Source organism: Streptomyces sp. JNUCC 64 (assembly GCF_054484115.1).
Genome location: NZ_CM137015.1, coordinates 549,674 through 570,849, shown reverse-complemented (window position 1 = coordinate 570,849; position 21,176 = coordinate 549,674). Strand labels below are relative to the sequence as shown.

Genomic DNA, 21,176 nt, shown 5'->3' with positions numbered 1-21,176 from the left:
CCCGGAGCGTCAGCGTGACAACGTGCTCGCCGCGGTCGAGTCCGTCGGCGGGCGCGTCATGGTGTGGGCCGACGGCTGGGAGGTCTCCGGAGCCATGGATCCGATGACCCGCCCGAAGCCTGGTACCTGGTTCCGGGGCGGGGCGGGGCGGGGACCGTACGACGCATCGTCGGCGCGGCCTGATCCCGGGACCGCTACGCCGGGATGGGCCGTGAACTGTGTTGAGGGGCATTGGTGGAACGATACGGAAAGGTCTTGCGTTCGAATATGGGGATTCTATGGCCGCGCTGTGCCGGTAAACCTGTTGCGGTCGATTCACCGGATTCACTGAAAAGGGAGTCAGGGGATCTTGCTCTCGTTGGGATTCCAGTCGCCGGATAATCCGTGAGTTGCGGTGGCGGGGGGCCTTCGTGTGCAGGTTTTGCCACGATAAGCAGGAGTAATTGACGGCAAAGTGCGTAATGATGCACGGAAGTCATGGTTCCAGGCGAACTGGAGCGCCTCGCGCCGTGAAAGTCGGGTCAAAATGGGTGTTTTTCGGTTATGCTCAAGCGCCTTCGATGGATGCAAGGTTTCTCGCTGGCGTCGGCGGGGAGGGGCAGGTTTTGTTGCGTTCTTAGCTTGGTAGAAACCCTCTTGGCGTGGTCGCGGGTGTGCGGACTCAAAGAAGGCCAAAGCTGATGAACCGCAGGGGGAAGATCGTGGATATTGAAATCCTGGGAGCTCTGGTCGTGACGGAAGGTGGGTTCTCCGCCACGCCCACCGCGCCCAAAGTGCGGCAAGTGCTCGCTCTCCTGGCGTGTTTCGCCGACCGGGTCGTGCCGGTATCCGCGCTGATCGAGGAATTATGGGCCGACCGGCCGCCGCGCAGCGCTCGCACCACCCTCCAGACCTACGTGCTCCATCTGCGCCAGCTCATCACCGCCGCCCTGTCGGCGCAAGGCGGCGACAGGGAAGCCGTGGCGGCCAAGGACATCCTCGTGACCTGTCCGGGTGGCTACCTCCTCAAGACCAGAGGAGGGGGCAGTGATGTGCGGGAGTTCGAGCGGCTCGCGGGGCTCGGCTACCGTGCCCTCGGCGACGGCGACCACGCGGGCGGTGCGCGACTGCTGCGCGAGTCCCTCGCGCTGTGGCGTGGGGCGCCCTTCGCCGACGTCCAGCTGGGCAAGCAACTGGAGATGGAGGCCGCACGCCTGGAGGAGAGCCGGTTGTGCGCGCTCGACCGGCGCGTCGAGGCGGACTTGGAGCTGGGGCGGCACCGGGAACTGCTCGCCGAGCTGACCGTTCTGGTCGATCGGTACCGCACCCACGAGAACCTGAGCCGACAGTTCATGATCGCTCTGCAGCGCTCGGGCCGCAGGAGCGAGGCGCTCGACGTCTACCGGAAGCTGCGTGGAACTGTCATGCGGGAGCTGAGCCTGGAGCCCTCGGTCGCGCTGCGCCAACTGCAGCGTTCGGTCGTGCTGGCCCAGGGCGACCAGGCGCCGATGCTGCCGGGTCCGCCTCCCCCGTGCCCCGCGCCGACCGATCGCGCGCGGCGGAATGGAGACCTGCTTGACGAACGCTCAAGGAACGTGGAGCGCCCTGCTTTAGCCAGTACGGTGCATGAAGCCGTACACGCGGATGCGGACAAAGTGGTCTGTATTCCCTGCGTCGGGGAACGAATCGAGAAAGAAGCTTTCGACGAGTGATGGGGGAACAGTTATGAGGATCCAAGTGCTGCGGCCGTTGAAAGCCGAGGTCAATGGTGTCTCCATTGTCCCCACAGCGGGAAAACCACGTCAGATCCTGTCACTTCTCGCGCTGTACCCAGGGCGGATCTTGCCCGTGCCCACGCTGATGGAGGAGATCTGGGGCGCCAACCCCCCGGCCAGCGCGCTGACCACGCTGCAGACCTACATACTTCAGTTACGGCGCCAACTCGGCACCGCCATGGGGCCCGACGCGCCGCGCACCGCCAAAGAGGTACTCGCCACCCGGCACGGCGGATATGTGCTGCAGATCCCGCCCGACAGCGTGGACGTGTATGAATACGAGCGACGGGTGTCGGCAGGGCAGGCGGCCTTCGAAGTGGGAGACGACGAGCACGCCGCGCACACCCTGCGCCAGGCTCTGACCCTGTGGCAGGGGCCCGCTCTGGTCGATGTGCGGGTCGGTCCCGTGCTGGCCATAGAGGTGCTCCGGCTGGAGGAGAGCAAGCTGGTCGCCATGGAGCGCCGGATAGACGCCGATCTCCGGTTGGGGCGGCACTGCGAGATCATCGCCGAGCTCCGGGACCTGACGGCACGCCACCCGCAGCACGAAGGGCTCCATTCGCAGGCCATGGTGGCTCTGTACCGATCGGGGCGGCAGGCCGCGGCTCTCGACCTCTACCGGAAGCTGCGCATGAGACTCGTCGAGGAACTGGGTGTCGAGCCGTCGCGGCAGATGCAGCGGCTGCACCAGGCGATGCTCGCCGTGGACCCCGCCCTCGACCTGACCACCGCGCCAAGGCGTGGATCGACCTTCGACCTCTACGCCGCCTGACGCATCGGCCCGTCGTGCTTCAAGCCCGCCTCCAGGGTTGTCTGTGAGCCTGAACCAGACCCGCGCGACACCCACAGGCCAGGAGGGCGAAGATGACGGACACAGGATTATCGGTGCGGCTGTACTGCTTCGCGCACGCAGGAGCGGGAATTTCGGGCTTTCGTAATTGGGCACGCAGCATCGGTCCGGGCGTCGAACCCGTACCGGTGCTGCTGCCGGGCCGTGAGGGCCGGCGCCGGGAACCATGCCTGACCGACCGCCACTCGCTGGTCGCCGACCTGATGGACCGCATCAGCGTCACGTCCCGACAGCCCTTCGCGCTGTACGGCCACAGCCTCGGCGCGATGGTGGCCCACACCTTCGTCCAGGCTCTTCACGAAGAAGGGCTGCCGCTGCCCGCGCTCCTCGCCGTGGGAGCCTGCCCGCCGCCTGACGAGACCAGCAAGCTCTCCGACGCCTGCGACAGCTCCGACGAGGACCTGACGGAGATGGTCCGAGCCCTCGGAGCGCTGCCCGACGACGCGGAAGCGCGGCGGTACTGGCACCGTGCTTCGCTCCCCGTGCTCCGCGACGACCTGCGGCTGGCCGTCGCACTACGCGCCGCCGCCCGTGCGACCGCAGCCTCGAACGGACCGTTGCCAGTCCCGCTGCTCGCGGTGTCCGGGAACCGTGACCCGCTGGTGTCCCCCGCGGCAGTCGGCGGCTGGCGCCGTTGGAGTGCCGGGCCGGTGGCGACCCGCACCGTGAACGGCGACCACTTCTTCCTGCGCGGCGACGCGCTGCCCCGTCTGATGGGCCGTGCCTGCCGTGTCGTGAGGCGACTCGAAGCCGCGGCCGGGCGAGCCTCGCTCCTGGCCCCCGTCGCTCAGCCCTGAGAGGTGCCGACCGTTGGCGAGCCGCCGACCCGGCCCGCCGATCCGAAGGCCGGCCGATACCCCAGACCGTGCTCAGCACGAGAAAAGAGAGAGGCACCATCATGCAGCAACTCGACATCGCCACTCTGATCGGCCTCCTGCGCGGCAGCGGAGGCGATAGCGGGACCCACGACCTGAACGGTGACGTACTGGACGTCAGCTTCGCCGACCTCGGTTACGACTCCCTGGCGCTTCTCCAGGTCACCGGCATCGTCGAGCGTGATTCCGGTGTCGCGCTCGACGGGGAGGCGCTGGACGAGGCGGAGACCCCGCGGCAGTACATCGAGGCCGTCAACCGAGTGCTGTCCTCGCAGACCACGGCCTGATCCACGCGGTCGGCAGAGGCTCTTCGCCCCGTGGGGCGGACCCCGCAGGGCCCGCCCCACGATGCGAAGAGCCTTTGAGCCCGCCTCCAAGGGGCCTTGAGCCCAACGCGTCACCGTGAACCGTCCAACATCACGTCAAGGAGGGCGGTGCGTGCCCGTGCGGTCGACCAGGTCCTCGGTTACGGAGGGGCCTGTGGGTTTCCGGTCCAAGGCGGTCATATTCCTGTGCTGGGTCGGCCGGGCACTGGCCACCAGTGGCGCTCTCTGGGGCCACCTTCCCCCACCCGGTGATCCGGCCGGGCCATGGGCACTGACCCAGCCTCCGCCGGGCCACCCCGAACAACTGCGCACCGACATCCCGCTCAGCGCGGAAGAACGGGACCTGGCACGTCGGTTGCTCGATCCGAAGGAGATCGCGTGAGCACCGACAGCGCTGCCGCCGCAGCGGCCCGGTCCGCCGCAGCCGCCGGCCTGTGGCGCCGCGGATGACCTCCGGCCTCCCCCCGGCTACAGAGCCGTTCAAGTGCCGCTCTAGCCCCGGACGGAACCGTACCTATGGCACACCACGCGAACCGGACCCACGTCAGGAGAGCCCACCATGACCGACGCCAGGCTTGTCGGAACCTGGACCACCGAACTGGAAGACGACGGCAAGTCCGTGTTCGGACTCGCGTCCTTCACAGGTGACGGCGGCGTCACCTGCTACCAGGTCAACGCCAAGAACATCGGCCTGGGCAACTGGGAGTCCACCGGGAAGGACTCCTTCCACTACAACTTCCACATCCTCGCCGTGAACCCGCAGGGCGAGCACGTCGGCGAGGCCCACGTCTTCGTCACCGGCGAGTTCGTCTCGGACGATCAGTGGGAGGGCACGGGCGGAGCCAATTTCTACTCGCCCTCCGGCGACCTCCTGCGCGGCCACGAAGGCTCCAAGGTCACCGCCCGCAAGTTCGGTGTCGACAAGTAGGCAGGGCAGCCGGAAGACACCCCGTCCCGGACCGGTGACCCCCGGAGGGAAGACTCCCATGCTGCGCGATGAACTCAACGGCGAGCTCGTTCTCCCCTCCGATCCGGGGTACCGGCTCGCCAGGCAACTGCAGAACACCGAGTACGACTCGGTCATGCCCTACGGCATCGCCTACTGCGCGTCCCCCCAGGACGTCCTCGCCTGTGTACGCCACGCGCGGGAGACCGGTATCGCGGCGCACGTCCGGGGGGCAGGCCACAGCTTCAACGGCTGGTCCACCGGCACCGGCCTGGTCATCGACCTGTCCCGGATGAACCATGCCGCCGTCGACGGCCCCACCGTCCGCATCGGAGCCGGCATACAGTCGCTCGACGCGCTCGACGCCCTCAAACCGCACGGCCGCCAGATCATCACCGGCACGTTCCCCACCGTCAGCCAGGGAGGCTTCCTCAGCGGTGGCGGGCTGGGCTGGCAGACCCGCAAGTTCGGCATCGCGAGCGACCACGTCGTCTCGGCGCGGGTCGTCCTCGCCGACGGCAGGACCGTGCTCGCGTCGGCGGACGAACACCCGGATCTGTACTGGGCCCTGCGGGGTGGCGGCGGAGGGAACTTCGGCATCGTCACCGAATTCGAGCTGCGCCCCGTCGACGCCCCGCGTCTGACCGGCTTCGAGACGCTGTGGTCCTACGAGGACGCCGCCGAGGTGCTGGCCGCCTGGCAGTCCTGGGCCGTCGAGGAGTCGGAGGACCTCGGCACCTCCCTGGTCGTGCTGCCCGGCATGTTCGGGCCTGGCGGCAAGCCGATCCTCAAGGTCTGGGGGGTGTACCACGGTCCGTCCGGCGAACTCGAACGCGCTCTCGACGCGCTCACCGAACGCACCGGGACGAAGCCCGTGCACCGAGAGGTCTCGGCGTCCGGGGCGTACGCCGACGTCATGCACGAGGCGCTGTGCGGTTCCAAGACCGTCCAGCAGTGCCACCGCACCGGCACCCACCCGGAAGCGGTCGGTCACCGGCACCCCTACACCCGACAGGCATACCGCCTCACCGGCAGGGCGGTCACGCGTGCCGAGGCCGACGCCCTGCTGTGCGCGTGGGACCCCGGACTGGACAACGAGCGCTACCTGCTGTGCATCGCGCTCGGCGGAGCCGCCAACCGCGTCGGCCGCGCGGAGACCGCCTACGCGCACCGTGACGCCCAGTTCCTGACGGGCTTCCAGACGGCCACCCGTGACGCGGCGTCGGCCGCGCGGTGCCCGGCGGAACTCGACGCGTGGGCCGACCGGTGCGGCGCGGCCCTCGCTCCGCTGGCCACCGGCTCCTACATCAACTTCCCCAGCTCACGGACGCAGGCCGAGTGGGAGACCGACCACTACGCGGAGAACGCCGCCCGACTGCGCGAGATCAAGCAGGTCTACGACCCCGACGGCTTCTTCCGGCACGGCCAGAGCATCGGCTCCGGCTGGGAGCGCGGCCAGCAGACGACGAAAGCAGGACGATGAAAACGGATCTGACGGACAAGGCGGTGCTCGTCACCGGTGCTTCCCGCGGTATCGGCCGGGCTACGGCCCTCGCCTACGCGGCCGAGGGCGCACGGGTCGCGATCACGTACCACTGCGACGAGGCGGGGGCGAAGGAGACCGCCGATCAGGTCGCCGCAGCCGGCGGCACCCCGTATGTGGTTCGCTACGACCTCGGCGATGAGGACTCCATACGGGCTGCCGTCGCCGCGGTGGGCGCCGAGTGGGGCGGGATCGACGTTCTCGTCGCCAGCGCCGTCGAGTGGGGCGACGCCATCCCGCGGCCCGGTCGGCTGATGCCCGCCTTCGAGGACGTCCCACCCGGGCAGTGGCAGCGGGTCCTGCGCACCTCCGTGGACGCCGTCTTCCACACCGTCCAAGCCGTGCTGCCCCTTATGCGCGGTCGGGACTGGGGCCGTGTCGTGCTGATCGGCGCGGGCCTCGCGGACACCGGTATGACGGGCGCGGGCGCGTACGGAGCCGCCAAGGCCGCCCTGCACGGGCTGGTGCGCAGTCTCGCCTGGGAACTCGGTCCTGCCGGAATCCTGGTGAACGAGGTCGTGCCCGGCCAGACCCTCACCGAGAACGTGCTCCTGCACGCCTCGCCCGCCTTCTTGGAGAACAAGGCCGGATCCCTTCCTTCGGGCCGGATGAACACTCCCGAGGACGTCGCCCGCGCTGTCGTCTTCCTTGGCTCCGCCGCCAACGGGAACATTCACGGAGAGGCCCTACGGGTCACAGGCGGTCTGTGAGCCCTGCCTCCAACAGCCCCGAGCCGCACCGCACGGCCCACCGGCCGCTCACTCAGGAGTTCCCATGACCGACATGCTCGACGAGTTGAAGACGCTGGCGGACGGAGCCGATGACGCTCCCGTCTATCCCATCAAGCGCACCTGCCCCTACCAGATGCCGCCCGGCTACGAGCGGCTCCGTGAGAAGGGCCCCATCTCCCGGGTCACCCTCTGGAACGGCCGCATCGCCTGGCTGATCACCGGCAACGAGCTCGGCCGCAAGCTGTTCCCGGACGCCCGGCTCTCCTCTGACGTCCTCGATCCGAACTTCCCGCTGCTCGCGCCCCGTGTCGAGGCCCAGCGCCAGCAAGCCGCCGCGCCTCCGCTGGTCGGCGTGGACGACCCGGTGCACGCCCGCCAGCGCCGCATGGTGCTGCCCAGCTTCGGCGTCCGCCAGGTCAACGCGCTGCGTCCGGCGATCCAGAAGTACGCCGACGACCTGCTCGACAAGATGCTGGCCAAGGGGCCCGGCGTCACCGTCGACCTGCTCACCGAGTACGCGCTGCCGATGCCGTCCGCCGTCATCTGCATGCTGCTGGGCGTTCCGTACGAAGACCACCACTACTTCGACGAGCGCTCGCGGCACGTGCTTTCCTCTTCCGGCCAGGAGCAGGCGGCGCAGGCGCAGCGGGCGTTTACCGAGATCCTCGGATACCTCGACGACCTGATCAGCCGCAAGCAGGCCGAACCCGGCGACACCCTGCTCGACGAGTTGATCGCCCGCCAGCTGGAGGAGGGCCGGGTCGACCGCCAGGAACTCGCGATGATCGCCACTGTCCTGCTGGTCTCCGGCCATGAGACGACCTCCAACATGATCGCCCTCTCCACGATGGCGCTGCTGGCCCACCAGGAGCAGCTGGAGGCGCTGCGCGCCGACGAGTCCCTGATGCCCCAGGCCGTGGACGAGATGATGCGGTTCTCCTCCATCGGCGACATGCTGATGCGCGTGGCCAAGGAGGACATCGAGATCGAGGGCCACCTGATCCAGGCCGGCGACGGGGTGATCCTGTCGACGATGCTGATGAACCGTGATCACGGTTCTTTCGAGCGCGCCGACGACCTGGACGTTCTCCGGCCTTCCGGCCGCCACGTCGCATTCGGTTACGGCATCCACCAGTGCATAGGCCAGAACCTGGCCCGTGCCGAGATGGAGATCGCCCTGGCAACCCTGTTCCGCCGGGTGCCGACGCTGAAACTGGCGGTCCCCGCCGACCAGATTCCGGGCAACGCGCCTTTCGTGCTCCAGGGAGTCTCCGAACTCCCCGTCACCTGGTAGGCCGCCGTGCACATCTCAGTCGACTCCGACCGATGCATCGGCTCCGCCCAGTGCGCCGTCACCGTGCCCTCCGTTTTCGAGCAGGACGAGGACGGACTCTCCACCGTCATCTCCGGCCGCGAGGACGGCGGCGGCGAGCCACTGGTGCGCGAGGCCGTCCGGGCGTGCCCGGTGCGAGCCATCACCATCAGGGAGACCGAGGACGTGTGACCGCGGACCGGCCGGGCCCCGCGAGCCAGGTCCGGGGCCCGAGCCGTTCTTGACGGAGCCTCAAGTGCCCCGGGCAACGATGAGTCCATGGACATGCGCAGCCTAGACGGCGACGACCCCGCCACGATTGCCCTCCTCCTGCCGGGTTTCCAGGAGACGATGAGCCTCGAACTGCCCGGCGACCCGCCGGTGTCGGATGCCTTGCTGGCCCGGTTGCTGCAACGCAGACACGGCACCGACCGGATCGTTCTGGTGGCCTTCGACGGTGACCGGCCGGCTGGCTGCATCAAGCTCGGCCTCGACCTCGGCGCCCCGAACGGGCCCGGCCACGGCTCGCTGTGGGTCTTCCCCTCCTTCCGACGCCGGGGCGCGGGTACCGCCCTCGTCGATGCCGCTCGTGCCGAACTGCGGGCCCGCGGCCGGGACCGCCTGATGGTCGACGCCCCCCGCACCCCCGCCGCGGAGGCGTTCGCCGCCGTCTGCGGCGCCGAGCCGCACGGCAGCAACCTGCGCAACCGGCTCTTCCTCAAGGGCCCCGCCCGCGCAGCTCTCGACGGGCTGGCCGACCGGGTGGTGCCGGGCCACCGGCTCGTCCATTGGAGCGACCGCTGTCCCGAGGCGCTGGTCGACCTCTATGCCCGGGCCTGGGGTGCCCTGGACGCTCCCGTGAACGGTCAGGCGGAGGTCCGCACGCCCACTGCCGCCGACGTCCGCGCCCGCGAGGCCGAGGGGGAACGCGCCGGGCACCGCCAGTACGTGACCGCCGCCGTCGACACGGCCACCGGCGATGTCGCCGGGTACGCCACCCTCTTCGTCCGCGACAGCCCGATGGCCGACGTGGGGGAGACCCTGGTCCTCGCCGACCGACGCCGCCAGGGCTTGGGCACTTGGGTCAAGGCGGGCCTGATCGCCCGGGCCGCGGTCGAGAACCCCCGCCTCGCCCTGGTGCAGGCATGGAACGACGTACGCAACGACGCCGTCCTCGCCCTCAACCGCCGCCTCGGCTTCATCGTGGACAGCTGTTGGTCAACGTACTCCGTCAAGAGCTGAGTGCCCGAGGGAAGTCCGAGGTCCGATCCACCAGCCGCTGCCACGATCCGCACGTTCGGAAACCGCGAGAGGGGATCCCTGTGAGTAGTAACGGCACCCGCGTACTGATTGTCGGTGGCAGCCTCGTCGGCCTGTCCACCGCTGTTTTCCTTGCCCATCACCATGTGCCGGTCACCTTGGTCGAACGGCACCCGAGCACCTCCATCCACCCCCGTGCGGTCGGCTACTACCCACGCACCGCCGAGCTGCTGGCCACCGTCGGCGTCGAGGAGGCCGCCAAGGCCGCCGCCGCTGGCTTTGAGAAACACAAGACCCGCGCGGGAGTGGAGTCCCTCTCGGGCAAGGTCTTCTTCGCCAAGGAGGAGCTGGAGGGCGGAGACGAGCTCGGGGATCTGACCCCCTCCCGGTTGCTGCTGCTGCCACAGGACCGCCTGGAGCCGATCCTGCGCGCCCGCGCCGAGCAGCTCGGTGTCGACCTGCGGTTCAGCACCGAGCTGCTCTCCTTCACCCAGGACGATGCCGGGGTCAGCGCTGTCGTTCGGGTTGCCGACGGCGGCGAGGTCACGGTGACGGCCGACTACCTGGTGGCCGCCGACGGGCCGCGCAGCTCCGTGCGCGAGTCCCTCGGGGCCGGGCGGGAAGGCCGGGGCGTGCTCTCCCGGCACATGAGCATCGCCTTCGGCGCGGACTTGGGCGCGGTGCTCGGTGAGCGCCGCTACAGTGTGGTCCACGTCAAGAACGACAAGGTCACGGGCATCCTCGTGCACGACGACACCCTCACCGAGGGCACCCTGATCGTCGGCTACGACCCTGAGAAGGGCGAGGGCCCGGATGATTTCACCGACGCCCGCTGCACCGAACTGATCTCCGCGGCCATCGGTCCGGACGAGGTCGAAGTCACCATCCGCTCCCGCTTCCCGTGGGACATGGCCGAGTTGGTCACCGATCACTTCGTGCGGGGCCGGGTGCTCATCGTGGGCGACGCCGCCCATCAGATCCCGCCCACCGGTGGGTACGGTGCCAACACCGGCATCGCCGACGCCTTCAATGTGAGCTGGAAGCTGGCCTTGGTGCTCAAGGGCACCGCGGGCCGCGCGCTGCTGGACACCTATCAGGACGAGCGCCGACCGGTCGGCACGTACACCGCGCGGCAGGGATCGCTTCAGCTCGCCGTACGGTCTCAGTCCGCGACCGAGGAGCAGCGGGCCGCCACGCATGACGCGATGCGCGTCACCATGGGTCAGGCATACCCTTCCGGCGCGTTCATCGCCGAGGAGGGCGCGGAGCGGCTGCCGCTGACTTCCGATCCGCGCGCCCTGCGCGGCGAGCCGGGCACCCGCGCCCCCTATGTGGTGCTGGAGCGCGGGGACGTGCCGGTGACCACGCTCGACCTGTTCGGCGACGGCTTCGTGCTGCTCGCCGGGGCCGAGGGCGGATCCTGGGCGGAGGCGGCCGAGACGGCCGCGTCGGCGCTCGGCGTGGACCTCGCCTCCCACCGCGTCGCCCTGACCGCCGAGGGGGGTGCGCTGACCGACGCGCGGAGCCGTTGGGCCGAGGCGTACGGAGTGAGCGCGACGGGCGCCGTCCTGGTCCGCCCCGACGGGATCGTCGCCTGGCGCACCCGCGAGGGTGTCCCCGTCGATGAGCGGGGCCCGGTGCTTGAGGAGGTGTTGCGCACCGTTCTGGCGCGATGAACGGTGGGGGACCGGCGGTCAGCCGTCGGCGGAGGCGCCCTGTGCCTGCGCGACCGAGTCGACGTATTTGATCAACAGACGGGCGAACTCCAGACGTTCGTCATCGGGCCAGCTCTGGGTGATGAACTCGAAAGCCGCCCGTTGATGCCGACGGAAGGCCGCCAGCATCGTCAGCCCTTCGTCCGTCATCTGCAGGATCGTTCGGCGTCCGTCCTGCTGGGAGGCGGCGCGGACCAGGTATCCGGCGGAGATGCAGTCGGTGACCATCCGGCTGGCCACGGAGGGGTCCACGACCAGCCGCTCGGCGACGACGCCGACGGTGATCTCCTGCCCGGCGTGCTCGGATCCCTCTTCCACGATGTTGAGCACCAACGTCCGCGTCATGTCCTTGCGGGTCACCGGGCTTTCCACGTTCAGCGCGGAAGCGCGGCGCAGTCGCGAGAAGGCCGGGCCGACCGCGTCGAGCGGGTCCACCGCGGCCAGTGGGCCCTGGGCGGACGGGAGCTGGGTGGTCTTCTGCCTGGTGGTCGGAGTCTCCATGGTGAACATCCTAGGCGCGGCAATCTAGGATAGCGAGCATGTGTATGCTCACATGCTATTGCATGACATTGCGCACATGATTTCATCCAAAGGCACCTCCATCACCGGAAAGGATCGCAATGCCGGACAGCAGGGACTTCGATTTCGACGTGATCATCGTCGGCGGCGGCCCGGTGGGCATGCTGCTCGCCTCCGAGCTCCGTATCGGCCGAGCCGAGGCCGTCGTGCTGGAGAAGCTCACCGAGCGCACCCCCCACTCCAAGGCTTTCGGGCTGCACGCGCGCTCGCTTGAGTCGCTCGACCGCCGTGGGCTCGCCGACCGCTTCCGCGAGGGTGCCCGCTCATGGAACAACGGCCACTTCGCCGGCCTCGACGTCTGGGTCGACTTCTCTCTCTTGGACAGCGCTCACAACTACGCCCTGCTTTCCGAGCAGACCCGGACCGAGCGTCTGCTGGAGGAGCGCGCCGAGGAGTTCGGCTGCAAGATCCGCCGTGGCCACGAAGTGACGGCTGTCCGCCAGGACGAAGACGGTGCCGAGGTCGACGTCATCGGCCCGGGGGGCCCGTACACCCTGCGCGCGCGGTATGTCGTCGGAACGGACGGCGGGCGCAGCCTGGTCCGCAGGTCCGCGGGGATCGGCTTCCCCGGCACCGGTGGCCGCGTCACCGCGCGCCTGGCCGACGTCGTCCTCGCCGACCGTGAGAACGCCCCGATGGGCATGGAGCGCACCGAGCGCGGTCTGCTCTTCTGCGTCCCGCTCGACGAGAAGTACCACCGCGTCGCCACCTTCGACTTCGCGAAGGGCAAGGAAGCGGACTCCGAGCTCACCTTCGAGGAGTTCAAGGACGGCGTCCGCGAGATCTGGGGCGATGACCTGGGCGTCTCGGAGCCGCGCTGGCTCTCCTGGTTCACCGACTCCGCCTGCCAGGCCGAGACCTACCGCAGGGGTCGGGTCCTGCTGGCCGGCGATGCCGCCCACACCCACTTCCCGGTCGGCGGCCAGGGCGTCAACCTGGGCCTGCAGGACGCGCTCAACCTCGGCTGGAAGCTTTGCGCCGACATCAACGGCTGGGGCGGCGAGGGGCTGCTCGACACGTACGACGAAGAACGCCAGGGGCCGGCCCGCCAGGTGCTGGCCAACACGCGTGCCCAGATCGCGCTGATGGACCCCGATCCCTATGTCACCCAGCTGCGCGAGCTTTTCCAGGACCTCATGCGGAAGGATCAGGTCAACCGTCACCTGGCCGAGATGCTCAGCGGTGTGCGGGTCCGCTACGACCTGCCGGGCCCCGAGCACCGCCTGCTCGGCGACTTCGCCCGGGACCTGACGCTGAAGACCGAGGGCGGAACCGGGACCCTTCCGAAGTATCTGCGCCGGGGCAACTTCGTTCTGCTCGACCTGGCTGGCCGACCGGAGATCGCCGAGGAGTACGGGAAGTGGGCTGCGCCGCTCGACTGGGCGGGCCGCGTCCGCCATGTCGTCGCCGTATGCGAGGACGAGCCGGAGCTGGCCGGTGTGCTCATCCGCCCTGACGGTTACGTCGCCTGGGCCGCGGACCGCGGTGCCTCGCCCGCCGAGATCGCCGAGGGCCTGCGTACGGCCATCGAGACCTGGGCCGGAGTGACCGACCCCACTCGCGAGGTCTTCAGCTGACCCGCCCGTCAACCCCGTCGGCTTCGCAAGGGACTGGCAAAGAATGCCCGCGCCAGTCGCAATGTGTAGACCCGCAATCAAATGCGTGACAGCATGCATATGTGTCGACCCCGAGCCGCAGCGACCCGCGACGGCTCGACGGAAACCATTTGGAGAGATCATGCGAATCATCCGCCACTACGAGCACGGCGCGCCGTCCGTACTGCGCCTCGAAGAGGTGGAGAAGCCGCAGCCCGGCACGGGTCAGGTCCTGATCCGCGTCGAGGCCATCGGCGTCACCTTCGCTGAGGTCCAGCGGCGTCAGGGCATTCCGATCGGCGGCCACGCCGGTCTCCCCGGCGCCCCCGGTGGTGACGTCGCCGGCACGATCGAGGCCGTCGGCGACGACGTCACCGGCTTCGCCGTCGGTGACCGCGTTGTCGGTGACATCGACCAGAATGCCTACGCGGACTACGTCGTCTCCGGCACCGACTGGCTCATCAAGATCCCGCGGGATCTCGACGCCGCCGAGGCGACCCTGCTGCCCAGCCCGGCCCAGACCGCGTACCACGCGATCAAGGAAGCCGGCCGTCTCCAGCCCGGCCAGACCGTGGTGATCGACGCGGCCTCCGGCGGCGTCGGCCACCTGGCCGTCCAGATCGCCAAGGCCCTCGGGGCCGGCACGGTCATCGCCACCGCCAGTACCCAGGCCAAGCTCGACTTCGTGCGAGAGCTCGGCGCCGATGTCACCATCAACTACAGCGACGAGGACTGGACCGATCAGATCCTCTCCGCCACCGGCGGCCGCGGCGCCGACATCGTCCTTGAGACCGTCGGCGGCGACATCCTGCTGAAGTCCCTGGGCGTCACGGCGCAGTTCGGCACTCTCGTCTTCTACGGCTCCGCCTCCGGGGACATCCCGGATCTGCCGACCCTGGCTCTGTCCCGGATGAAGAACGTCGCCGGCTTCAGCCTCTACGCCATGCTCTACAACAAGCAGGACGCCGTAGCCGAGGGTCGGCGCCACCTGCTCGAACTCATCGCTTCCGGCCAGGTCAAGCCAGTCGTACACGACCGGCTTCCGCTCGACGAGGCTGTCAAGGCCCACGAACTCATGGAGGCCCGCGCACAGCTCGGCAAGATCGTTCTCGTTCCCTGAGGCGGTCGCTGAACAGGCGGTCGGCCCGTCGCCCCACGACGGGCCGACCGCCCCCTCACCGCACAACAAGTACCGCGATTTCCCCTAAGCCCTTTTCGGGCCGAGAGCCAGGTGACGCCGACCGCTTCGGGCGGCCGGTGCGACGGGGAGCACACACCAATCCGAAAGGCGGCACGACCTTGTCCGCTCCCATCCCGCAGGTACCCAGCGGGCCGGACTCATCCGGCACCAAGACCACTCCGGTCATGGTCGCCTGCATGCTCTCCGCCTTCCTGGCCATCCTCGATCTGCAGATCGTCGCCACCGCTCTGCCCCGCATCGTGGGTGAACTCGGCGGTATCGACCTCTTCGCATGGGTGACCACTGCCTACGTCATCGCCTCCAGCGTCACTACGCCGATCTACGGCAAGCTCGGCGATCTCTTCGGCCGCAAGGTCACCTATCTCTCGGCGATGGGCCTGTTCCTGCTGGGCTCCGCGCTCGCGGGTGTGGCCGGCTCCATGGAGCAGCTCATCGTCTTCCGCGTGGTGCAGGGTCTGGGCGCCGGAGGCTTGTTCGTCTCCGTCCTCGCCATCATCGGTGAACTGTTCACCCCGCGTGAAGGTGCCAAGTACTACGGCATGTTCGGCATGGTCTTCGCTGGCGCGTCCCTCGCCGGTCCCGCCGTCGGCGGCGTCCTCACCGACGCGCTCAGCTGGCACTGGGTCTTCCTGGTCAACCTGCCCGTCGGTGCCGTGATCGTCATCCTGCTCGTCAAGTACCTTCACCTGCCCCGTACGGTCCGTGAGTCCACACTCGACTACGCCGGCATCGTCACCCTCTCCGGTGCCATCATCGCCCTCACCCTCTTTACCTCATGGGGCGGTGTCGAGTATGCCTGGATCTCCCCGCAGATCATCGGCCTCGGCCTCGGCGCCCTGCTGTTCATCGGTCTGTTCATCAGGGCCGAGTCCACCGCCGCGGAGCCGATCGTCCCGCTGCGCCTTTTCAAGGACTCCACCTTCACCATCTCGCTGCTCGGCACCATCGTCTGCGGCGTCGTCTTCGTCGGCGCCGTCCAGTTCCTCGCCCTGTACGTCCAGGTCGTCACCGGTGCCAGCCCCACCACCTCCGGCCTCATCCTGCTGCCGATGATGATGGGCCTCGTGCTCGCTTCCATCGGCTCCAGCAAGATCATCGGCAATACCGGCAAGTACAAGATCTTCCCCATCCTGAGCATGGCCCTCGGCATCGTCGGCGCTCTCCTGCTGTCCACCCTGGACACCGAGACCCCGCGTGCGCTCGCCATCCTCTATATGGCCGTCTTCGGCTTCGCCTCCGGTCTTTCCGCTCAGGTCTTCACACAGGCCGCCCAGAACACCGCGCCCCCGCAGGACATGGGAGCCGTCTCCGGCACCGTCACCTTCGGGCGCTCCTTCGGCACCTCCATCGGCATCGCGCTCTTTGCCGCCATCTTCTACGGCCGCCTCACCGACGAACTCGCCACCCGTGTGCCGACCGGTGCCCTCGACGGCATCGACCACGATTCGCTCTCCTCGGACACGGTCCTCGACACGCTCGCCACCCCGGTGCGCAGCGCCATCGAGCAGTCGTACGCCGCCTCGCTCACCCCGGTGTTCACCGCCGCGGTGCCGATCCTCGGGCTGGGCCTCGTCCTCACCCTGTTCATGAAGAACCTCAAGCTCCGCTCCCGCCACCACGGCGGAGATCTACAGGCCGATGACCCGGCCCGGGCCGCCGCCGACAACACCCCCGAAACGGCCTGATCACATCATCCCCCGTATGTGACTCATGGCCGAAGTGCCGCTCTCCCGCCGCGAACCGTGCGGGAGGGCGGCACTTCTCTGGTGATGCCCCGGACGAGCCCCCGGCGCTTTGCGATCGCACGCACCGGACACCGTTCCTCGCCCCACGGGGAATCGCCAGACACCCCCAGGCTTCAGAGCGCTTCGAGCGGGACTCCACGCGAATCGGCCATCGTCGGGAGGAGGACCGGAACGGTCCCTCATGGCTCGCTAGGAGGCTCGCGTGACAACGACCGATGACCGTATGACGGCCGCAGCGGTCGACCCCGGTCCGCTGATCAAGCTGACCATCGCGGACTGCGCGGCCAAGGTGCTGCACAGCGCGGTGGCCCTCGGCGTGTTCGGTGCCCTCGCCGAGGGCCCGGCCGGTGCTGACCACGTCGTCGCTGAGACCGGCCTGCACAAGCGCATGGCCGCCGACTTCCTCGACGCACTGGCCGGCCTCGGCCTGCTGGAGCGCACCGGGGACCGCTACGGCAACGGCCCGCTGGCCCAGGCGTACCTCGTCCCGGGCACCGCCACCTACCTCGGCGGGTTCGTCGAGCTGACCAACGAGACGCTGTATGGCACCTGGGGGCGGCTCACCGAGGCCCTCACCACCGGAGCCCCGCAGCACCTCGACCCCGACAAGGGCGGCTTCGTCGGAGACGAGCACAAGGACCCGGCAAAGATGAAGCGCTTCCTCGCGGGCCTCGACGCCTACAGCGACCGCATGGGCATCGAGATCGCCGGCGCGATCGACTGGAGCCGCCACACCTCCTTCGTCGATCTCGGCGGCGCGCGCGGAAACCTCGCCTCAGTCCTGGTCAGGGAGCACCCGCACCTCAAGGCCGGGGTTTTCGACCTTGAGCGGACCCGCCCGCTCTTCACTGAGCACACCACTCGCCTGGGCCTGGACGAGCGTATCGAGTTCAGCGGTGGCGACTTCTTCACGGACGACATCCCCAAGGCCGACGTCATCGTGCTCGGTCACATCCTGCACGGCTTCGGCACCGACCGGCGCCAGGAGCTGCTGCGCCGTGTCTTCTCCGCGACCAACCCCGGCGGCCAGGTCCTCATCTACGACCGGATGATCGACGACGAGCGCCGGGACGCCGAGCGCTTGCTCTCCAGCCTGCACATGCGCCTGGTCAGCCAGGACGGCTCCGAGTACCGCATCGACGACGTCCGCGACTGGCTTGCCGAGACCGGCTTCAGCAACAGCACCGCGGGACCACTGCTGGGCACGCACACGCTGGTCACCGCAACCCGATGACCGCTCGGACCCGGCCGCCCGCCCCGACCACCCAAGGAAGCAGCATGAGCCAGGAAAAGGTTCCCGTCCTCATCGTCGGCGGTGGCCTCACAGGACTGTCCGCCGCCGTGTTCCTCGCCCACCACGGAGTGAAGTCCACGCTTGTCGAACGCCACCGCGGCACCTCCACCCACCCCAAGGCCCGGGCCATCAACCCGCGCACCATGGAGCTCTACCGTGCGGTGGGCCTGGAGGAGCGCGTCAAGGCCGGTCGCTCGCCGATCTCCGGCAACACCGACCTGGTGCACGTCGAGACCCTCGCTGGCGACGAGCGGGTCCGTATGCCCAACGCCTCCATCGAGGACATCAGCCGCATCAGCCCCGCCCGGTGGACCCTTATCGACCAGAACCAGCTTGAGCCCATCCTGCGCGAGCGGGCCGAGGAGGTCGGCGTCGACCTGCGCTTCCACACCCGTCTGGACGGCGTCACCGAGGACGCCGACGGCGTGACCGCGACCCTCACCGATGTCGGCACCGGCGAAAGCACCGAGCTGCGCACCGAGTACGTGATCGCCGCGGACGGCAGCCGCAGTCCGGTCCGCGAACTCCTCGGCATCGGTTCCCACGGCCGCGGCACCCTCACCAATCTGGTCAGCTTCTTCTTCGACGCCGACCTCGAGAAACCGCTACGGGGCCGGAAGATCATCGCCGCCTACGTCAACAACCCCGAGGTACGCGGCACGATCATCCCGATGGACAACGACCGCAAATGGGTCATCAACGTCTCCTTCTTCCCCGACAAGGGCCAGAGCGCCGAGGATTTCACGCAAGATCGTTGCGTCGAACTGGTCCGTGCCGCCGTCGGCGTCCCGGACCTGCCGCTGACCATCGAGTCGGTCGACATGCCCGCGTGGGACATCTCGGCGCGTGTCGCGGACACCTTCATCCGCGGCCGCTGTCTCATCGCGGGCGACGCCGCGCACGTCATGCCGCCCACCGGCGCCTTCGGCGCCAGCACCGGCATCCAGGACGCCTACAACCTGGCCTGGAAGCTGGCCCTCGTCCTCTCGGGCACAGCCGGGCCGGGACTGCTCGCCTCCTACGACACCGAACGCCGTCCGGTCGCCCAGGAGACGGTCCGTCAGGCGATGCTGCGCTTCGCCGTCCGCGAGGGCAAGCGGTTCCAGGACGTCGCGAAGGACCTGGTCGACGAGACGACGATGACTTTCGGATACGTCTACCCGGCCGGCGCGTTCACCGATGATGACGCCGAGGGCCGGAGCATCACCGAGAACCCGGACAAACCCAGCGGCTGGCCCGGCGCCCGCGCCCCGCACGTGCTCATCAAGGGCGCCCACGGACCGTTCTCCACAGTCGATCTCTTCCCGGTCGGCTTCACTCTGCTCACCGCGGGCCCAGCCGCCCCATGGGCCGCGGCGGCCGCCGCCGGCCGCGAACTCGGTCTGGTCCTCAACGTCCGTGGCATCGGCGCGAACGGCGACTACTCCGACACCGAAGGCACCTTCAAGGAGCGCTACGGCCTCGGCGACGGTGGCGCGGTCCTGGTCCGCCCCGACGGCATCGTCGCCTGGCGCGCCCGGAGCGGCCCCCCGAGCGACGTCTTCCAGACCGTGACCAGCCTGCTGCGGGGGATGCTCTCGCTGGCCTGACCACCGGCAACCACCACGCACGACTGGCGCGCCTCCCGGACCTCCGGGAGGCGCGCCAGTCTTCGGTCTTCCTGCCGGGTGGCCGACCCCGGGACTACTGTGCCCGGCCGGGGAGGAGGAACCAGGCCGGTACCCCACCACGGCCGGGAACTCAGGCCGGGCGCGCGAGCAACCGGTGGACGACCGCCGACAGCTCGACCGCCGGGTCCGCGGGCTGTTCCGCCGAGCGCCAGGCCACGAACCCGTCCGGGCGGACGAGCACGGCGCCGCCGGTCGTGATCCCGTACTTCTTCAGGAAGCCGTCGGTCACCTCGGCCGGCTCCGTACGGCCCACCTGGTGGAAGTCGACGGCGAGGCCGGTAAGCCGGGACACCTGGCCCGTTGCCCGCTCCCACAACCCGGCATCCGGCCCGGCCAGCAACCACCAGCCGCCCTTGAGCAGGTCGTGCAGGGGGGCGTCGGTGCCGCCGATGCGCAGCTCGAAGTGCGGTGCCCGGGTGCCGGGACGGCCCGACGGCTGGGTCGGGTCCTCCACCAGGGGGCCGTCCGCGCCGGACTCCGGGAGCACCGCGCCAGAGCGGTAGACATGACCGAAGAGCACCGTGGTCTCCGGTCGGTGCCGGGCCGCGGCCTGCGCGTCCAGACCACTGCGCTGCAGATAGCGAATCACGCCCTGCTCCACGGTGAACTCCGCGACCGGGGCACGCTCCTGCTCGTAGGTGTCCAACAGTTCGGGACCGGCCTGCCCACGCAGCACCGCCGCCAGCTTCCACGCCAGATTGTGTGCGTCCTGCACTCCCATGTTGCCGCCGAACCCACCCGTGGGCGGCATCACATGGGCCGCGTCACCAGCCAGGAAGACCCGTCCGGAGCGGAACCGGTCGGCGATGCGGGCGGCGACCTCCCAACTGGTGTTCGACTCCACCTCCACCTCAAGATCCGGCACGCCGACCGCGGCGCGTACCATCCCGACGCAGTCCTCCTCGGAGTACTTGGTGTGCGTCTCCTGCGGAGGCAGGCTGGGCGCCAGCACCCAGCGGTCCGCGTTGTCGAGCCGGCCGAGCACGCCCTTGACGCCGTCGTTGCTGACGAAGCAGAGGAAGAACCGACGGTCCGCCACATAGCCGTCGAGCGCGGCGTGGAAGATGATGCTCATCTGGCGACCGAAGACACCCTGTCCGTGCGTGCCGATCCCCAGCCCCTCGCGGACAGGGCTTCGAAATCCGTCCGCCGCGACCATGTACTCGGCGCGGACAGCGGTCTCTTCGCCGCGCCGCGCGTCCCGCAGAACCGCGGTGACCCCGTCGGCGTCCTGCTCGTAGCGCACCATCTCGGTGGCGAAGCGGATATCCGCCCCCAGCTCCTCGGCCTTGGCACGCAACAAGGGCTCGAACCGGTCCTGGCCGATCAAGGTCCATCCGGTCGTGCTGACCTCATTCGGGTCATGACGGAACGGCCCGTCGAAACGGCCCAGCTCGCGGCCCGTGAGCGACTCCACCTGCAAGATGTCTCCGTACTGGGCATACGGGTTCTCCCGCGCGCGCACCTTCGGCTCCAAGCCCAGCGCACGCATCAGCTCCATCGTGCGGGGGCTGGCCGCCTGCGCCCGCGGATGCGCCGAGACCCGCGCATGGCGTTCCACAACGATCGACCGGATGCCCTGCTGGGCGAGGAACAGAGCCTGGGCCAGGCCCACCATGCTGCCGCCCACGATCAGTACGTCGGTTCGCTCCGCCACCGGAGGTGCTCCCTTGTCTCGATGCGGTTCCGGACACTCCCGGCAAGCGAACACCGCTCGGCTAGAGGACCACTCGGGCTGTGAACGCGTCCGTCCGGAACTTTCCCCGGCTTCCGGACGGAC

General features: G+C 69.1%; 18 protein-coding genes and 1 pseudogene. 17 read left to right on the top strand and 2 right to left on the bottom strand.

Annotated elements, in window-relative coordinates:
* Positions 1-701: 701 nt before the first annotated feature.
* The 12 genes and pseudogenes from ACVWNX_RS02240 to ACVWNX_RS02185 form a co-directional block, all read left to right on the top strand.
* Positions 702-1,487 (top strand): annotated as a pseudogene (locus ACVWNX_RS02240) (AfsR/SARP family transcriptional regulator); the annotation flags it as partial.
* A 217-nt stretch (positions 1,488-1,704) separates the two neighbouring features.
* Complete coding sequence (locus ACVWNX_RS02235) at positions 1,705-2,526, top strand: AfsR/SARP family transcriptional regulator (RefSeq protein ID WP_454412141.1); 822 nt, start codon at positions 1,705-1,707, stop codon at positions 2,524-2,526.
* A gap of 92 nt (positions 2,527-2,618) precedes the next feature.
* Positions 2,619-3,401 carry a thioesterase II family protein gene (locus ACVWNX_RS02230; RefSeq protein ID WP_454412140.1) on the top strand — a complete coding sequence of 261 codons (783 nt, stop codon included), beginning with the start codon at positions 2,619-2,621 and terminating at the stop codon, positions 3,399-3,401.
* Between the two features lie 101 nt (positions 3,402-3,502).
* Complete coding sequence (locus tag ACVWNX_RS02225) at positions 3,503-3,766, top strand: acyl carrier protein (protein ID WP_454412139.1); 264 nt, start codon at positions 3,503-3,505, stop codon at positions 3,764-3,766.
* A gap of 115 nt (positions 3,767-3,881) precedes the next feature.
* Positions 3,882-4,187 carry a DUF6059 family protein gene (locus ACVWNX_RS02220; protein WP_454412138.1) on the top strand — a complete coding sequence of 102 codons (306 nt, stop codon included), beginning with the start codon at positions 3,882-3,884 and terminating at the stop codon, positions 4,185-4,187.
* 177 nt (positions 4,188-4,364) lie between these two features.
* Complete coding sequence (locus ACVWNX_RS02215; RefSeq protein WP_454412137.1) at positions 4,365-4,733, top strand: hypothetical protein; 369 nt, start codon at positions 4,365-4,367, stop codon at positions 4,731-4,733.
* 58 nt (positions 4,734-4,791) lie between these two features.
* The gene (locus tag ACVWNX_RS02210; RefSeq protein WP_454412136.1) at positions 4,792-6,234 is read left to right on the top strand and encodes an FAD-binding oxidoreductase; all 1,443 of its coding nucleotides are present in this window, start codon (positions 4,792-4,794) and stop codon (positions 6,232-6,234) included.
* Positions 6,231-7,004, top strand: a complete 774-nt coding sequence (locus tag ACVWNX_RS02205) for an SDR family NAD(P)-dependent oxidoreductase (protein ID WP_454412135.1) — start codon at positions 6,231-6,233, stop codon at positions 7,002-7,004. The genes ACVWNX_RS02210 and ACVWNX_RS02205 overlap by 4 nt, the downstream gene beginning before the upstream one ends.
* 64 nt (positions 7,005-7,068) lie before the next feature.
* Positions 7,069-8,319, top strand: a complete 1,251-nt coding sequence (locus ACVWNX_RS02200) for a cytochrome P450 (RefSeq protein WP_454412134.1) — start codon at positions 7,069-7,071, stop codon at positions 8,317-8,319.
* Between the two features lie 6 nt (positions 8,320-8,325).
* Positions 8,326-8,529, top strand: a complete 204-nt coding sequence (locus tag ACVWNX_RS02195) for a ferredoxin (RefSeq protein WP_454412133.1) — start codon at positions 8,326-8,328, stop codon at positions 8,527-8,529.
* A gap of 87 nt (positions 8,530-8,616) precedes the next feature.
* Positions 8,617-9,579: a GNAT family N-acetyltransferase gene (locus tag ACVWNX_RS02190; protein WP_454412132.1), complete on the top strand. Its 963-nt coding sequence runs from the start codon at positions 8,617-8,619 to the stop codon at positions 9,577-9,579.
* Positions 9,483-11,273 (top strand): FAD-dependent monooxygenase, encoded by a 1,791-nt coding sequence (locus ACVWNX_RS02185; protein ID WP_454412131.1) that lies wholly within the window; start codon positions 9,483-9,485, stop codon positions 11,271-11,273. The genes ACVWNX_RS02190 and ACVWNX_RS02185 overlap by 97 nt, the downstream gene beginning before the upstream one ends.
* 18 nt (positions 11,274-11,291) lie before the next feature.
* On the opposite strand, the gene ACVWNX_RS02180 is transcribed toward ACVWNX_RS02185, so the two are convergent.
* The gene (locus tag ACVWNX_RS02180; protein ID WP_454412130.1) at positions 11,292-11,813 is read right to left on the bottom strand and encodes a MarR family winged helix-turn-helix transcriptional regulator; all 522 of its coding nucleotides are present in this window, start codon (positions 11,811-11,813) and stop codon (positions 11,292-11,294) included.
* 119 nt (positions 11,814-11,932) lie between these two features.
* On the opposite strand from ACVWNX_RS02180, the gene ACVWNX_RS02175 reads away from it, so the two are divergent.
* The 5 genes from ACVWNX_RS02175 (at position 11,933) to ACVWNX_RS02155 (ending at position 19,315) form a co-directional block, all read left to right on the top strand.
* Complete coding sequence (locus tag ACVWNX_RS02175; RefSeq protein ID WP_454412129.1) at positions 11,933-13,468, top strand: FAD-dependent monooxygenase; 1,536 nt, start codon at positions 11,933-11,935, stop codon at positions 13,466-13,468.
* Positions 13,469-13,628: 160 nt separating this feature from the next.
* A complete protein-coding gene (locus ACVWNX_RS02170; RefSeq protein WP_454412128.1) occupies positions 13,629-14,606 on the top strand; it encodes a quinone oxidoreductase family protein in 978 nt (325 codons plus the stop codon).
* Between the two features lie 179 nt (positions 14,607-14,785).
* Entirely contained in the window at positions 14,786-16,372 is a 1,587-nt protein-coding gene (locus tag ACVWNX_RS02165; protein ID WP_454412127.1) for an MDR family MFS transporter, read from the top strand.
* Between the two features lie 262 nt (positions 16,373-16,634).
* Positions 16,635-17,666, top strand: coding sequence for a methyltransferase (locus tag ACVWNX_RS02160; protein WP_454412126.1), 1,032 nt, complete (start codon positions 16,635-16,637; stop codon positions 17,664-17,666).
* A 44-nt stretch (positions 17,667-17,710) separates the two neighbouring features.
* The gene (locus tag ACVWNX_RS02155) at positions 17,711-19,315 is read left to right on the top strand and encodes an FAD-dependent oxidoreductase (RefSeq protein WP_454412125.1); all 1,605 of its coding nucleotides are present in this window, start codon (positions 17,711-17,713) and stop codon (positions 19,313-19,315) included.
* 151 nt (positions 19,316-19,466) lie between these two features.
* On the opposite strand, the gene ACVWNX_RS02150 is transcribed toward ACVWNX_RS02155, so the two are convergent.
* Positions 19,467-21,053: an FAD-dependent monooxygenase gene (locus tag ACVWNX_RS02150; RefSeq protein WP_454412124.1), complete on the bottom strand. Its 1,587-nt coding sequence runs from the start codon at positions 21,051-21,053 to the stop codon at positions 19,467-19,469.
* Positions 21,054-21,176 lie beyond the last annotated feature (123 nt).

Excerpts from the sequence above, each read along its gene's own strand:
- ACVWNX_RS02235 (WP_454412141.1), top strand. The coding sequence starts at position 1,705 with ATGAGGATCCAAGTGCTGCGGCCGTTGAAAGCCGAGGTCAATGGTGTC.
- ACVWNX_RS02230 (WP_454412140.1), top strand. The coding sequence starts at position 2,619 with ATGACGGACACAGGATTATCGGTGCGGCTGTACTGCTTCGCGCACGCA.
- ACVWNX_RS02225 (WP_454412139.1), top strand. The coding sequence starts at position 3,503 with ATGCAGCAACTCGACATCGCCACTCTGATCGGCCTCCTGCGCGGCAGC.
- ACVWNX_RS02215 (WP_454412137.1), top strand. The coding sequence starts at position 4,365 with ATGACCGACGCCAGGCTTGTCGGAACCTGGACCACCGAACTGGAAGAC.
- ACVWNX_RS02210 (WP_454412136.1), top strand. The coding sequence starts at position 4,792 with ATGCTGCGCGATGAACTCAACGGCGAGCTCGTTCTCCCCTCCGATCCG.
- ACVWNX_RS02205 (WP_454412135.1), top strand. The coding sequence starts at position 6,231 with ATGAAAACGGATCTGACGGACAAGGCGGTGCTCGTCACCGGTGCTTCC.
- ACVWNX_RS02200 (WP_454412134.1), top strand. The coding sequence starts at position 7,069 with ATGACCGACATGCTCGACGAGTTGAAGACGCTGGCGGACGGAGCCGAT.
- ACVWNX_RS02190 (WP_454412132.1), top strand. The coding sequence starts at position 8,617 with ATGGACATGCGCAGCCTAGACGGCGACGACCCCGCCACGATTGCCCTC.
- ACVWNX_RS02185 (WP_454412131.1), top strand. The coding sequence starts at position 9,483 with ATGGAACGACGTACGCAACGACGCCGTCCTCGCCCTCAACCGCCGCCT.
- ACVWNX_RS02180 (WP_454412130.1), bottom strand. The coding sequence starts at position 11,813 with ATGGAGACTCCGACCACCAGGCAGAAGACCACCCAGCTCCCGTCCGCC.
- ACVWNX_RS02175 (WP_454412129.1), top strand. The coding sequence starts at position 11,933 with ATGCCGGACAGCAGGGACTTCGATTTCGACGTGATCATCGTCGGCGGC.
- ACVWNX_RS02170 (WP_454412128.1), top strand. The coding sequence starts at position 13,629 with ATGCGAATCATCCGCCACTACGAGCACGGCGCGCCGTCCGTACTGCGC.
- ACVWNX_RS02155 (WP_454412125.1), top strand. The coding sequence starts at position 17,711 with ATGAGCCAGGAAAAGGTTCCCGTCCTCATCGTCGGCGGTGGCCTCACA.